Consider the following 12,916-nt stretch of genomic DNA (forward strand, 5'->3'; position numbering starts at 1 on the left):
CAAGTCGGCGTACTTCTTGAATATCCCCCAATCAGTCCCCTCTCTCTTCGGGAGAGGGTTAGGCGGGCGGCGTTCCGATGAGGGGCTGTTGCTCTTAGCTCTAGCTCTTCGCTTTAGCCCTTGCCTTTGGTGCGGGTCATATTCGGCCCGCCATTCTTCTCAAGATGTTCAATGATGATCCCCGCCACATTCTTGCCGGTAGTGGTCTCGATCCCTTCCAGCCCCGGCGACGAGTTCACTTCCATAACCAGCGGCCCGTGATTGGAACGCAGGATATCCACACCCGCCACCGCCAGGCCCATGACCTTGGCTGCGCGCAACGCGGTCATGCGCTCTTCCGGGGTGATCTTGATCAGGCTGGCGCTGCCGCCACGATGCAGGTTGGAGCGGAACTCGCCCGGCTTGGCCTGACGCTTCATCGCTGCGATGACTTTGTCACCGACTACGAAGCAACGAATATCCGCACCGCCCGCTTCCTTGATGTACTCCTGAACCATGATGTTTTGCTTCAGGCCCATGAACGCCTCGATCACCGATTCGGCGGCGGTCGCGGTTTCGCATAACACCACGCCGATGCCCTGCGTGCCCTCCAGAACCTTGATTACCAGCGGCGCGCCGTTGACCATGTCGATCAAATCGGGAATGTCATCCGGCGAGTGAGCAAAACCCGTCACCGGCAGGCCGATGCCGCGCCGCGACAGCAGTTGCAGCGAACGCAACTTGTCCCGCGAACGGGCGATGGCCACCGATTCGTTGAGCGGGAATACCCCCATCATTTCGAACTGACGCAACACCGCGCAGCCATAAAACGTCACCGACGCACCGATCCGCGGAATCACCGCGTCGAAACCTTCCAGCGGTTTGCCGCGATAGTGGATCTGCGGCTTGTGGCTGGCGATGTTCATGTAGGCGCGCAAGGTGTCGATCACTACCATTTCATGCCCGCGCTCGGTTCCGGCTTCGACCAGACGGCGGGTGGAATACAGACGCGGGTTCCGCGACAGCACAGCGATCTTCATGCAACACCTGTGGAGGAGGTAGATACCGGGAACACCGGCTTGTCTTGTACATATTTGATGCCCGGATTGACCACCAACTGGCCATCGATCAGGGCTTTGGAGCCGAGCAACAGGCGATAGCGCATGGACTTGCGGCAGGCGAGGGTGAACTCGATCGGCCAGACCCGATCACCCAGGGCCAGAGTGGTGCTAATCACATAGCGCTCCTGGGCATGACCGTTGGAGCTTTTGATGGTTTTGCGCGTCACCAGTGGCGCTTCGCAGCGGCGGTGACGCAACTGCACCACCGTGCCCAGGTGCGCGGTGAAACGTACCCATTTCTGGCCGTCGCGTTCGAACGGCTCGATGTCGGTGGCATGCAGGCTGGAGGTGCTGGCGCCGGTGTCGATTTTCGCTCGCAGGCCTGCGACTCCCAGATCAGGGAGCGCCACCCACTCGCGCAGACCGACAACGGTCAAATGGTCAAATGTCTTCAATAGAAAAAACCAACGATTAACGCGTCCAGGCCTCAGGTGAAACCCGGGCCAACGCTTTGAATGCAGGTTTGGCGAACCAGTAGCCCTGCATCAGAAATATTCCACAGTCGGCCAGGAAATCCCGTTCACCGGCGCTCTCAATGCCTTCGGCAATGACTGTAACGTCCAACTCCGCACAGATTGTGACAATCCCCCGAACGATCGCCTGACGAACACGGTCTTGATCGACATCGCGGATCAGCGCCATGTCGAGTTTGATCAGGTCCGGTTGGAAATCAGCCAGCAGATTGAGCCCCGAATAACCGGCACCGAAATCATCGATGGCGGTCTTGAAGCCGAATTCGCGGTATTCACGCAGAATATTGGTCAAATGGCGATAGTTATCTACGTGCTCGCTTTCCAGGGTTTCAAAAATCAGCCGGTCGAGAGGAAAACGGTGTTTTTTGGCCGCCTCGAGCGTACTGCGAATACACAGCTCTGGACGATAGACGGCGTTGGGCATGAAGTTGATCGACAAGTGTGTCTGCATATTAAGATTGGCCGCGCCTTCGATGGCGCGGGTTCGGCAGAGCTGGTCGAAACGGTAGCGGTTTTCTTCCGTAACCTGATTCAACACGGTGAATGCGCCTTCACCGTTCACACCGCGAACCAGCGCTTCGTGGGCGAAAACCGACTGGTCGCGCAGATCCACGATAGGTTGGTAGGCAAAGGCAAAATCGAAGCCCAGCGGTTCACTGTGCTGGCAGCCCTGGCAACCGGTGTGAGTCGAAGTCAATGAAGAGGGAAATTTAGTCACTTGAGCACCCCCATGCCGGTGCACCGGCCAAGATCACAGTCTATCTGGAGGGCCGAGTTGTTGCGCCCGACAGAAACGGTAGTACAGTTCCGACTACTGGCTGAACGAGGAATTCAAATGGCGCAAAAAAGCGAAGAGGACGACAAGGTTCGTCTCGACAAGTGGCTATGGGCCGCGCGTTTTTACAAAACCCGTGCCTTGGCCAAAGCGGCGATCGAAAGCGGCAAGGTGCATTGTCGCGGTGAGCGCTGCAAGCCTGGCAAAGAGCCGCGCATCGGCGATGAGTTCGAGATTCGTACTGGGTTCGAGGTGCGTACGGTGAAGGTCGAGGCTTTGTCGATTGTGCGGCGCGGCGCACCGGAGGCGCAGACGTTGTACGCGGAGACCGAGGCGAGTATTGCCAAACGTGAAGCGGCTGCGGCAATGCGCAAGGCGGGGGCGTTGGGTGTGAGTACCGACGGCAAGCCGAGCAAGAAGCAGCGGCGGGATTTGTTCAAGTTTCGGGGTAGCAGCAACGACGAGTAAGCGCGACGTTTCCGGGCTGTATGTGCTGGCCTCTTTGCGAGCAGGCTCGCTCCCACAGGAGATTGCATTTCAATCTGGGAGCGAGCCTGCTCGCGAATCGAGGGCGCAGCCCTCGCCGAAAACAGCTCGGTATCAGGCGCTACGCACCACACTCATCCGCGACACCAGCGGCAACTTGCCCAGCAGCGCGAATATCGGCGCTGTCACCTTCAACCAGAAGTTCGAGGCGTGATACGCAAACGGCGTGTAATAACCCCAGCCCAAGGCCCAAACCGCCAGCAGCAGACCGCCGATGTAATCGTCCTGACCCCAATGCGCACCGGCCACCAGTCGCGGCAGCATGAACAACAGCGCCAGACCCCAGATCGTCAGGAACTGGCCGACAGTACGACTGAACACGCCCATAAATAGCGCCCAAATCAGCAATACCGATGCATGATCCCCCGGGAAACTCTGGCCAGAACGATCCTTCAGCTCCCAGGTCTTCTCCATGTGCGGGAAGTAATCGCTGATATGCACCGCGCCTTCCAGCACCATCGACGGGCTGCTGTGCTGCCAGTCCATGTGGTCGGCGAATTTGGAAAACAGTGCGCGAATTACCACCATCAATAGCAGGATCGAGAAAAAACCGAAGAACGCACGACGCACATCAATCGCCTTGAAGACCCAGTCGCCCTTGATCAGCAGCGTCAGCAAGATCAGACCAACAACGATGTCGAACGGACGCAGACTTGCAATTGCCCAGATGTGGAGCCATATCGGGTTGCTGGCCAGCGGTGCATTGAGTGAGCGGAACAGCCACTCGTCGAAAATCACACACAGCGAGTTGCCCGTAGGCCATAACCAGAAAGCCAGTAGCGCCAGTGGCGCTACGTTGCACAGAACCAGCCGGCCGAGGTTCCACCTAGATTGGAACAAACCCGGATTGTTCATAAAATGCCTCCCATGGCAGAGCAGTCGGCACCAAAAAGAGTGCCAAGAAGCGCAAATTTTCACGTCTTGTAACCATTTTGTCACCACATTCAGATACCCAAAATTATGACCGAGCTAGCGGATACCGATTTCACTCAACGTTTCATCTTCGATGACAGCGACACGCGCGGCGAACTGGTTGCGCTTGAACGCAGCTACGCCGAAGTCCTCGCCAAGCACCCGTACCCGGAGCCGGTGGCGCAATTGCTGGGCGAATTGATGGCGGCCGCCTCCTTGCTGGTGGGCACGCTGAAGTTCGATGGCTTGCTGATTCTGCAGGCGCGTTCCGAAGGGCCGATCCCGCTGCTGATGATCGAATGCTCCAGCGAGCGCGAAATTCGTGGTCTGGCGCGTTATGACGCTGAGCGGATCAAGCCGGACGCGAGCCTTGCCGACCTGATGCCGGGCGGTGACCTGACCCTGACCGTCGACCCGACGATTGGCCAGCGTTACCAGGGCATCGTCGATCTTGATGGCGAAACCCTGTCTGAGTGCTTCACCAACTATTTCGTCATGTCGCAACAAGTTGGCACGCGCTTCAAGTTGTTCGCTGACGGCCGCCGTGCCCGCGGGATGCTGCTGCAACAACTGCCGGCCGACCGTTTGAAAGACGAAGAAGACCGTGCCGCAAGTTGGCAGCACCTCACTGCACTGGCGAGCACGCTGACCGCCGATGAGTTGTTGAGTCTGGACAACGAAACCGTGTTGCATCGCCTCTACCATGAGGAGCAGGTGCGTCTGTTCGATGTGCAGAATCTGCGCTTTCGTTGCACCTGCTCACGCGAGCGTTCGGGCAACGCGCTGGTCAGTCTGGGTCTTGAGGATGCACAGCAATTGGTTCAAGAGAACGGCGGCACTGTCGAGATCGATTGCCAGTTCTGCAACCAGCAGTACCTGTTCGACGCAGCCGATATTGCTCAATTGTTCGCTGGCGCAGGCGTCGACACGCCGTCAGATACCCGGCACTAAACCGGTTCAGCGCAGGTAAATTCACTGCGTAACGACGGAATTTCGCCGTTACGACGGGAGGACCCTACTCTTTTTGGGCTTTTCTGGCATAATCCGGCCCACTTTTTTCGCGGTAGTAGTGCACGACTTTCTACTACAAAACGTTTGGAGCACACTCGGCCACTGGCCGACGGGGAACCTCATGACGCAAGCCAATAACGCCGTGTACACCGATCTGAGTGTTGATGATCTGGTTAAAGAAGCCCTGAACCGCGGTGAGGGCGAGCTTGCCGATACCGGCGCTCTGGTTGTTCGCACTGGTCACCGCACCGGTCGTTCGCCTGTTGACCGTTTCATCGTTGAAGAGCCTTCCACCCAGGCCGCTATCGCCTGGGGCCCGATCAACCGCAAGTTCCCGGCCGACAAGTTCGACGCGCTGTGGGCTCGCGTAGAAGCCTTCAACAACGCGCAAGAGCACTTTGTGTCCCACGTGCATGTAGGCGCGGCGGAAGATCACTACCTGGCCGTGAAAATGACCACCCAGACTGCCTGGCAGAATCTGTTCGGTCGTTGCCTGTTCATCAACCCGGCCCAGTACAACCCGGCCGGTCGTGAAGAGTGGCAAGTGCTCAACGTGGCCAACTTCGAGTGCGTGCCTGAGCGTGACGGCACCAACTCCGACGGTTGCGTGATCCTCAACTTCGCACAGAAGAAAGTGTTGATCGCCGGCATGCGTTACGCCGGTGAGATGAAGAAAGCCATGTTCTCCGTGCAGAACTTCCTGCTGCCGGCCGCTGACGTGCTGCCAATGCACTGCGCTGCCAACATCGGCGAAGAAGGCGACGTGACCCTGTTCTTCGGTCTGTCGGGCACCGGTAAAACCACCCTGTCGGCCGACGAAAGCCGTTACCTGATCGGTGATGACGAACACGGCTGGGGCGAAGGCGTGGTGTTCAACATCGAAGGCGGTTGCTATGCCAAGTGCATCGACCTCTCCGAGAAGAACGAGCCGGTTATCTGGAAAGCCATCAAGCACGGCGCCGTGTTGGAAAACGTTGTCATCGACGACGCCAAGCACGCCGACTACGCCGATGTCAGCCTGACCCAGAACAGCCGCGCCGCGTACCCGCTGGAGCACGTTGCCAAGCGTTCCGAGAAGAACCTGGGCGGCGAGCCAAACGCTGTGATCTTCCTGACCTGCGACCTGACCGGTGTCCTGCCGCCAGTGTCGATCCTCAACGAAGAACAAGCGGCCTACCACTTCCTGTCCGGCTACACCGCACTGGTGGGTTCGACTGAAATGGGTTCGGGCAGCGGCATCAAGTCGACCTTTTCCACCTGCTTCGGCGCACCGTTCTTCCCGCGTCCGGCTGGTGAATACGCTGAGCTGCTGATCAAGCGCATCCGCGGTTTCGGTTCGAAGGTTTACCTGGTCAACACCGGCTGGACCGGCGGCGGCTACGGCGTCGGCAAACGCTTCAACATCCCGACCACCCGCGCAGTGATCGCAGCGATCCAGAGCGGCGCGCTGATCGGTGCAGCCACCGAACACCTCGACACCATCAACCTCGACGTGCCACTGGCCGTACCGGGCGTTGAAACCAACCTGCTCAACCCACGCAACACCTGGGCTGACAAGGCTGCGTACGACGAGGCTGCGAAAGCATTGGCCGGTCTGTTCATCGAGAACTTCAAGAAGTTCGAAGTGAGCGACGCAATCAAGGCTGCAGGGCCGAAGTTGTAAGATCTGTCGTGAATGAAGAAGCCGCCCTTTGGGGCGGCTTTTTTGTGGGTGATTAGAAGGTACGAAAAGCAAGCGCCATCCTTTCCTGCTCACTTCTGGACATCCCAAGCGCATTAGCGATCTCCGGCCAAAGACGGATCACGTCTTGAATGCGCTCAATGATGTCTGTTGAGTCCTCACGACTAACCCGAAAATACCCCGCGACTTCCCTCGCCAGCTCCAAGTCCAGCGCATTGTCAGAATCAGTGATGTTCAGCTTCAACCCATCCGCATGTGCCACCGGATTCATGTCATACGCTGCGGACAACCGCCATCCCCGACCAGGATCCAGAATAAAACCATGGTTTCGCAGGTGGTCATCGGTGTTGGAGACCAGGATGTTGAAGACGATTCGTGACCAGAGTTCACGGAGGTCGGTGTTGGGTTCCGAGCCGTGTTCCATGATCACTTCCGCCAACTCTAGATAGCTGGCGCCGGTTGAGGCGTCGTCGCCGTCGACGCGGTTGGTCATGGTCATGGCTGATGCGAAATGATGTCGGCCGCCGCGTTCGGTTCGGTCGAAACGCTTCACCAGAAAGCAGTGGTGATCGCTTGCGTAGCGTCGGGCTGTGCCGGTCGCTACGCGTAACCCGCAGTTGACTGCCAAAGCGTTCACGACCATTTCCCAACCACCGACATCATAGTCATCTCTCGTACTTGGGAATTTGGCGATCCACAGTTGGCCGAACTCGTCGACGACGCTGGCTTTCGGTCTGGCGCCGCCCAGTGAGCCGCCCGGTGCGATGAGCATTCTTAGCCATTCGCGGCCCTCGGTGGCTGTGTTGTCCCTATCGTTTTCCAAGGCGAGACTTGCCTGTTCTAACGCGCGTAGCTCGACAAAGGGTGGAGCTGCAACGCCGTCGCGGTCGTCGAGGAAGTTGCCTTCGTCATTGAGTTTGTAGCGAAGGGCGCCGACACGGAACAGGTCGTGCACGCCAAGCAGGTAATCGGATTCGAACAACTTGCTGTTGCTGGGGAGCAAGCCGTCGCGAATGTCCCTTTCCAATCGGCGTTTCATCAGCAGTTGGCCCCAACGATCGGGGCTTGAGTCTGCGAAGACGCCAAAGCGGCTCTGATGTTCGCCGGGGAATTGGCGACCTTCGAAGGGGCCGATGCGCGGGTCTAGAGTTATGGAACTCAACTCGGGATCGGCCAGCGCTTTCGGGTCGTACTCAAATTCGAACACGTTGGTGTTGCGTGTTTTCCTTGCGTGTAGAAACCCGAGGCGTCTGGCGCCTTTCAAAGATTCCCAGTCTGCATAAACAGCAATCAGCGTCATTCTTCACCTGTCGGGGGGGCCAGCCTTTTTCTTCTTGTTCAAAAGGCTGGAGAGTGAGTGTGTGTTGAATGGGAAGTCAGCCGGAATTTTCGTGGTAGTGGCGGCATCGATTACGTTTGAAGCCCCGACGTGTTCGGATGTGCCCTTTTTTACCGCACTGGCTGCTCGTACTCGCTGGGGCTTTTTCGCTGCGGATCGTGTTGCAGGCATTAACTGCGCATCCTGCAATTGGCGACCCGTTTCATCGGCTGCAGCGAGTTTGTTCAGATCTTTTTCCAGCCCCAGCACTTGCATGACCGAAAGGTAGGCACCGATGGTCACTCCTGATCCTCCCGTCTCCACATTGCGCAAGGTTGTCAGCGACATGCCAGATCGTTCAGCGACTTGCTTGGCCGTCAATTTTCGGCGCAGGCGAGCCAGCTTCAGGCGTTCGCCAAAGTCGACCAGAAGTCGAGCAGTGGAGGGCAAAAGCGGCGCTGTTTTCTTGGCCATGGTGGCAGTATTCCTTCATTTTTTAACCTTAACTGCCAGAATAATAGCACTTAAGTAGAAGGGTGCAGGGTAGAGCGGATCTGCAGTGGTCGATTTTTTAAATGGCATTATTCCAACTGTTTTTAGGATATACAGCCAGAATACTGCCACTTATGGGGGCTGTAATTTCCATTCAGTTTGTGTTTCTACGGTTCATTTCGAGAGCTGACTCACTTGAAGGAAGTGGCTTGTCGTAGCGGGCTCGCTTTTGCTCAAGCGACAACGCGGTCTTGTCGTCTGTTTTCGGTGTAGAGGTCGGACTGGAAGCGCTACGCTCCCGGCGTAAGATCTCGTCCATTTCCTGGACGCTTTCCATCAGCTCATCAAAAAATTTGCTCATGGTTACTCCGATGGTTACTCCGATGGTTAATTGCCTTATTTACCGCTCTCGACGGATAGGTGAGAGCGGTTTAATCACTCAAGCTCCGGTCGGAGCTTTCCAATTGAGCATCCGCTGCTGCGCAACCTGCAGCAGGTCACAGCCATCCTGCGTCAGCAGATAGAGGGCGTGGGTGATGTGGGGGATGTCTTCGACGTCGGCTTGTTTGAAGTTGAGGCAATAGAGGGTGCGTAGCAGGTCGCTTGAAGCGCGCAGGCGCTGGACGGCGCATTCGAGGATGTCTTGCGGGTTGGCCTCGGTGTCGATGAGCAGAGGCTTGGAGTCGGTGAGGTTGGATTCGAGTGGGCGGTAGCGATCGGTGGTGAATTGATTCCATGTTTTCATTTTTTGATCCTCATATGCTTCAGGTGAAGCCACCACATCGTGACCAAGCGACAGGAGGCAACTGTGTTCGGGTTGGTCAACCGGTGAGGATCGTGCACATACCCGGCACACCCGAAGGTGTCCCAAACACAGTCACCATAAACTGCAGGCAAATGAGTGCCGGCAGCATACAGCGCATGCGTATACACGATCCAATCGGGTGACCAAGCCCGAGCCGCTGAATTGACAGCGACAGCCACGACTATAGAGATCAGCTACACGAAGCCGATAGAAGACAAGGAGTCTGTCCTTGTAGGAACGGGACGCAGATTTGATAGGTCATCGCCGCTGATCGACCTTCTGTTTTAAACGAGCGCGTTTATCAGCCATCAATGCTCTGGATAACTCATCGGGAATGCTGGGGCGAGGATCATCAAGGCTGGCTTGAACCTGTCGGATTAACCAAGCCGTGTAGGCATCCTCGTCACTCGGTGGATCGAACTCATCGCTCGTAACATTCATTGTTGGATTCCTGCCCAAGGAGATATAGCGCTGACCTGGCGTGGCCTAGTTGTACGCCGGCTGCGCTGGCCTCTGCTTGGCCACTTCAAGCAAGTCGCAGCCATCCTGAACCAGCAGATAAAGCGCGTTAACGATGTTTGGAATGTCTTTCACATCAGCCTGTTTGAAACATAAGCAGTAGAGCGTTTCCAGCAAATCACCGGCCGCGCGCAAGCGCTGATCGGCGGCATTGATCAGGTCGGTCTGGCTGGAGTGGCTGTCGATAAGCAGTACCGGGTTTTCGCTGTAGCAGGTCTTGAGTGGGCGATAGCGGTTGATCATGGTGAGGCGTGTCCTGTTCTAAAGCGCTGGGGCGGGCCGGCAGCGGATTTGCAGCCGCGCCGGCCACTATAGAAGGGCGTTTCTCTGTGGGACAAGACAGCCGCAATGGACAGTATTCGTAGGGGTTTTTCCGTGTTTTGAGGAAATACCCTACGTGTTTTCGCAGCTTTTTCAGGCCAAAACCCTTAGGCGTAATAATTCCTACGTGATTGTCAGGCGATTCGCGGTAAACCGCTGTATCGTGCGCGCCAGAATCTGTAGGGCGTTTCCAAACGTCTGACACGCGCTTAAAGGGAATTAGGTATGCACTGGCTACGAATGGCCGCAATTTTATTGCTCGGGCTGAGCACTTGCCGTTTGACCATGGCCTCTGACATTGGCAATGCGTGGGTGCTGGATCGCCTCGATCGCACCGATTGGCCGGAGGCACTCATCAGCCAGGCGAGCATGGACACGGCGTCGCGCGGTGAAGTGTTGATGTTCGCCAAAGCCCTATTGGCCAGCGAAGCACTGGATGAAGAGGGGCTTGAGCAGCGACTCGGTGTGCCCCACGTGAAACTGAAGTCGATTCGCCATGTGCGCGACGGTCTCTGGGAGGGGTTGCTGAGCACCTATCGCAGCGCCAGTCAGAACTGTGATGAGCAACCGTTCTGCCCGCGTGTGCGCAGCGTCGCTGATTTGCGGCAGTTGGCGGCGGCATTCACCGGCGACATCAGCCCGGCCCATGCGCTGTGGGCGAGCAAGAGCCAAGGTGTGCATGAGCAGATGCTGAATGAGCAGTTGCGGGTGGCGGTTTTACGTCCCTGACTTTTTAAATTTTGTGGTGTGGCGGCTGGCCTCTTCGCGAGCAGGCTCGCTCCCACAGAGTCCCCCGGTGTTCGTGGCATCCGCTGTATCATTCCGAATCGATTTGGCCCCGACCTTTTCTCGACTCGCTGCGATCGCCCGCTAGGCTGTTGGCATGGCAGCAGTCAATGGAGTGACAGCGAATGCACAACACCCTGGAACAGGTTTTTGGTTTTCCACAGTTTCGACCCGGTCAAGAAACCGCGATCAGTGCGGTACTGGCCGGGCGCTCGGCGGCGGCGATTTTTCCTACCGGTTCCGGCAAGTCGATTTGCTACCAATTGCCGGCGCTGATGCTGCCGCACCTGACGTTGGTAGTCTCGCCGTTGCTGGCGTTGATGCAGGATCAACTGGCCTTTTTGCAGCGACACGGTATTTCCGCTGGCAGCATCGATTCGGCGCAGAGTCGCGATGATGCCAGTGACGTGATGGCCCGCGCCCGCTCGGGTGAATTGAAGATTTTGATGATCTCGGTGGAGCGCTTGAAAAACGAGCGCTTTCGCAACTTTCTGCAGCAGGTGCCAATCTCGCTGCTGGTGGTGGACGAGGCGCATTGCATCTCGGAGTGGGGCCATAACTTCCGCCCCGATTATCTCAAGCTGCCGGACTATCAGCGCCAGTTCAACATCCCGCAAACTTTGCTACTGACGGCCACCGCAACACCGAAAGTCATCGCCGACATGCAGGCCAAATTCGCTATCGCCGCTGACGATGTGGTGACCACCGGCTTCTACCGGCCCAACCTCAATCTGCTGGTCGAGCCGGTACGTGGCCAGGACAAGCGCCGGCGGCTGGTCGAGTGGATGACCGAGCGTGCGGGGCAGCCGAGCATCGTCTACGTGACCTTGCAGAAAACTGCTGAGCACATCGCTGAACACCTTGAGCGCAACGGCATTCAGGCCGAGGCGTATCACGCGGGTTTAGCCCACGACAAACGCGAGGCGATCCAGAAGCGCTTCATGGCCGGGCAATCCAATTGCATCGTCGCGACCATCGCATTCGGCATGGGCATCGACAAGAGTGACATCCGCAATGTCGTGCACTTCGACCTGCCCAAATCCATCGAAAACTACAGTCAGGAAATTGGCCGCGCCGGGCGCGACGGGCAGCCGTCGGATTGTCTGGTATTGGCTAATCGCGACAGCCTCAATGTGCTGGAAAACTTCGTCTACGGCGATACGCCGGAGCGCGATGGCATTCGCTATGTACTCGATGAGCTAAAGGCCTCGGTGCCGGAAGGGCAGTGGGAGTTTCTGCTCGGGCCATTGGCTGATCAAAGCAACATTCGTGCACTGCCGCTGAAGACCTTGCTGGTGCAACTGGAACTGCGCGGTTTGATCGCGCCGCGCTACGCCTATTACGCCGAATACCGTTTCAAATACCTGTTGGAACCCGAAGCGCTGCTTGAGCGCTTCGACGGTGAGCGCAGGGATTTTGTCGGCGCAATCATTCAGACCTCGGCGCGCGCGCGCACCTGGGCCACGGTGAATTTCGAGGCGATGTATTCGCAGTATTCCGCCGAGCGCAATCGAGTGGTGAAGGCGCTGGATTACTTCCAGGAGAAGGGTTGGGTCGAGCTTGAAAGCAAGCAGATGACCGAGGTCTACAGCCTGCTGCACAGCGACTTCGACAGCGATGCCCTGAGTGCCGAGCTGCATGAGTATTTCACCCGGCATGAGCAGGCCGAAGTGGCGCGCATCCACGCCATGCTTGAAGTGTTCGCCACCGAACGCTGCCTGGGCAATCGCCTGGCCAAGTATTTCGGTGATCACAATGCGCCCGAGCAATGCGGGCATTGCTCGGTGTGTCATGGCCAGGTGGCGCGGTTGCCGGCACCACCGGAGTTGCCAGCACTTGTGGATAAAAACTTCGCGGCGCTGTGTGGTGATTTTATCCACAGGCATGAGCAGTACACCGGGGTGATTCCAACGGCTGAGCGGTTGACGCGATTTTTGTGTGGGATCAGCGTGCCGCTGTTCACCAAGCTCAAGGCGCGGACGATTACCGGGTTTGCCGCATTGGAGGAGTATCCCTATGCCGAAGTCCGCAGCTGGGCGCAAGAGCACCTCTGATCCTTGTAGGAACTGCCGAAGGCTGCGATCTCTTGCTCTTGAAAAAATCAGCATCAAAAGATCGCGGCCTTCGGCAGCTCCTACATTAAGTGTCATCAGGGAAGGGGCTCTATCCATCCGCTG

Annotated in this window: 15 protein-coding genes; 5 read left to right on the top strand and 10 right to left on the bottom strand. The window is 57.4% G+C overall.

Annotated features, from left to right (window positions below):
• Positions 1–113 precede the first annotated feature (113 nt).
• Genes rimK through LOY43_RS01240 form a run of 3 tightly spaced genes read right to left on the bottom strand, consistent with a single transcriptional unit; the run spans position 114 to position 2,291 of the window.
• Entirely contained in the window at positions 114–1,019 is a 906-nt protein-coding gene (gene rimK / locus LOY43_RS01230) for a 30S ribosomal protein S6--L-glutamate ligase (protein ID WP_007949201.1), read from the bottom strand.
• The gene (locus tag LOY43_RS01235) at positions 1,016–1,462 is read right to left on the bottom strand and encodes an ATP-dependent zinc protease (RefSeq protein WP_176471280.1); all 447 of its coding nucleotides are present in this window, start codon (positions 1,460–1,462) and stop codon (positions 1,016–1,018) included. Before LOY43_RS01235 ends, rimK begins: the two co-directional genes overlap by 4 nt.
• 49 nt (positions 1,463–1,511) lie before the next feature.
• Positions 1,512–2,291, bottom strand: a complete 780-nt coding sequence (locus LOY43_RS01240) for an EAL domain-containing protein (RefSeq protein WP_095047105.1) — start codon at positions 2,289–2,291, stop codon at positions 1,512–1,514.
• 117 nt (positions 2,292–2,408) lie between these two features.
• On the opposite strand from LOY43_RS01240, the gene LOY43_RS01245 reads away from it, so the two are divergent.
• Complete coding sequence (locus LOY43_RS01245; RefSeq protein WP_007917939.1) at positions 2,409–2,816, top strand: RNA-binding S4 domain-containing protein; 408 nt, start codon at positions 2,409–2,411, stop codon at positions 2,814–2,816.
• A 132-nt stretch (positions 2,817–2,948) separates the two neighbouring features.
• Here LOY43_RS01245 and LOY43_RS01250 read toward each other — a convergent pair whose 3' ends face one another.
• Complete coding sequence (locus LOY43_RS01250; protein WP_220557309.1) at positions 2,949–3,749, bottom strand: phosphatase PAP2 family protein; 801 nt, start codon at positions 3,747–3,749, stop codon at positions 2,949–2,951.
• Between the two features lie 105 nt (positions 3,750–3,854).
• Here LOY43_RS01250 and hslO point away from each other — a divergent pair, with 105 nt between their 5' ends.
• Positions 3,855–4,757, top strand: coding sequence for an Hsp33 family molecular chaperone HslO (gene hslO, locus LOY43_RS01255; RefSeq protein WP_095047107.1), 903 nt, complete (start codon positions 3,855–3,857; stop codon positions 4,755–4,757).
• A 181-nt stretch (positions 4,758–4,938) separates the two neighbouring features.
• Positions 4,939–6,480 (top strand): phosphoenolpyruvate carboxykinase, encoded by a 1,542-nt coding sequence (locus LOY43_RS01260; RefSeq protein ID WP_025110978.1) that lies wholly within the window; start codon positions 4,939–4,941, stop codon positions 6,478–6,480.
• 52 nt (positions 6,481–6,532) lie between these two features.
• Here LOY43_RS01260 and LOY43_RS01265 read toward each other — a convergent pair whose 3' ends face one another.
• The 6 genes from LOY43_RS01265 to LOY43_RS01290 all read right to left on the bottom strand — a co-directional run bounded on the left by LOY43_RS01265 (position 6,533) and on the right by LOY43_RS01290 (position 9,875).
• Entirely contained in the window at positions 6,533–7,798 is a 1,266-nt protein-coding gene (locus LOY43_RS01265) for a type II toxin-antitoxin system HipA family toxin (protein WP_220557311.1), read from the bottom strand.
• A gap of 3 nt (positions 7,799–7,801) precedes the next feature.
• Complete coding sequence (locus LOY43_RS01270) at positions 7,802–8,290, bottom strand: helix-turn-helix domain-containing protein (protein WP_258709088.1); 489 nt, start codon at positions 8,288–8,290, stop codon at positions 7,802–7,804.
• 172 nt (positions 8,291–8,462) lie between these two features.
• Positions 8,463–8,669: a hypothetical protein gene (locus LOY43_RS01275; protein ID WP_258709089.1), complete on the bottom strand. Its 207-nt coding sequence runs from the start codon at positions 8,667–8,669 to the stop codon at positions 8,463–8,465.
• 78 nt (positions 8,670–8,747) lie between these two features.
• Positions 8,748–9,053, bottom strand: a complete 306-nt coding sequence (locus LOY43_RS01280) for a hypothetical protein (protein ID WP_095125279.1) — start codon at positions 9,051–9,053, stop codon at positions 8,748–8,750.
• Between the two features lie 318 nt (positions 9,054–9,371).
• Positions 9,372–9,554: a hypothetical protein gene (locus tag LOY43_RS01285; protein ID WP_220557312.1), complete on the bottom strand. Its 183-nt coding sequence runs from the start codon at positions 9,552–9,554 to the stop codon at positions 9,372–9,374.
• Positions 9,555–9,599: 45 nt separating this feature from the next.
• On the bottom strand, positions 9,600–9,875 hold the full coding sequence (locus LOY43_RS01290) for a hypothetical protein (RefSeq protein WP_095125280.1): 276 nt from the start codon (positions 9,873–9,875) through the stop codon (positions 9,600–9,602).
• A 303-nt stretch (positions 9,876–10,178) separates the two neighbouring features.
• Here LOY43_RS01290 and LOY43_RS01295 point away from each other — a divergent pair, with 303 nt between their 5' ends.
• Together LOY43_RS01295 and LOY43_RS01300 are read left to right on the top strand one after the other, a co-directional pair.
• Positions 10,179–10,682 carry a polysaccharide deacetylase gene (locus LOY43_RS01295; protein ID WP_220557316.1) on the top strand — a complete coding sequence of 168 codons (504 nt, stop codon included), beginning with the start codon at positions 10,179–10,181 and terminating at the stop codon, positions 10,680–10,682.
• Positions 10,683–10,864: 182 nt separating this feature from the next.
• Positions 10,865–12,793 carry an ATP-dependent DNA helicase RecQ gene (locus LOY43_RS01300; protein WP_258709090.1) on the top strand — a complete coding sequence of 643 codons (1,929 nt, stop codon included), beginning with the start codon at positions 10,865–10,867 and terminating at the stop codon, positions 12,791–12,793.
• Positions 12,794–12,916: the final 123 nt, after the last annotated feature.

The sequence above is a fragment of the Pseudomonas sp. B21-041 genome (assembly GCF_024748675.1).
GTDB lineage: Bacteria > Pseudomonadota > Gammaproteobacteria > Pseudomonadales > Pseudomonadaceae > Aquipseudomonas > Aquipseudomonas neuropathica.

Bases quoted from the DNA above. Each gene is read 5' to 3' on its own strand.
- LOY43_RS01295 (WP_220557316.1), top strand. From the start codon at position 10,179: ATGCACTGGCTACGAATGGCCGCAATTTTATTGCTCGGGCTGAGCACT.
- LOY43_RS01270 (WP_258709088.1), bottom strand. From the start codon at position 8,290: ATGGCCAAGAAAACAGCGCCGCTTTTGCCCTCCACTGCTCGACTTCTG.
- LOY43_RS01250 (WP_220557309.1), bottom strand. From the start codon at position 3,749: ATGAACAATCCGGGTTTGTTCCAATCTAGGTGGAACCTCGGCCGGCTG.
- LOY43_RS01280 (WP_095125279.1), bottom strand. From the start codon at position 9,053: ATGAAAACATGGAATCAATTCACCACCGATCGCTACCGCCCACTCGAA.
- LOY43_RS01275 (WP_258709089.1), bottom strand. From the start codon at position 8,669: ATGAGCAAATTTTTTGATGAGCTGATGGAAAGCGTCCAGGAAATGGAC.
- LOY43_RS01265 (WP_220557311.1), bottom strand. From the start codon at position 7,798: ATGACGCTGATTGCTGTTTATGCAGACTGGGAATCTTTGAAAGGCGCC.
- hslO (WP_095047107.1), top strand. From the start codon at position 3,855: ATGACCGAGCTAGCGGATACCGATTTCACTCAACGTTTCATCTTCGAT.
- LOY43_RS01260 (WP_025110978.1), top strand. From the start codon at position 4,939: ATGACGCAAGCCAATAACGCCGTGTACACCGATCTGAGTGTTGATGAT.
- LOY43_RS01300 (WP_258709090.1), top strand. From the start codon at position 10,865: ATGCACAACACCCTGGAACAGGTTTTTGGTTTTCCACAGTTTCGACCC.
- LOY43_RS01245 (WP_007917939.1), top strand. From the start codon at position 2,409: ATGGCGCAAAAAAGCGAAGAGGACGACAAGGTTCGTCTCGACAAGTGG.
- LOY43_RS01290 (WP_095125280.1), bottom strand. From the start codon at position 9,875: ATGATCAACCGCTATCGCCCACTCAAGACCTGCTACAGCGAAAACCCG.
- LOY43_RS01285 (WP_220557312.1), bottom strand. From the start codon at position 9,554: ATGAATGTTACGAGCGATGAGTTCGATCCACCGAGTGACGAGGATGCC.
- rimK (WP_007949201.1), bottom strand. From the start codon at position 1,019: ATGAAGATCGCTGTGCTGTCGCGGAACCCGCGTCTGTATTCCACCCGC.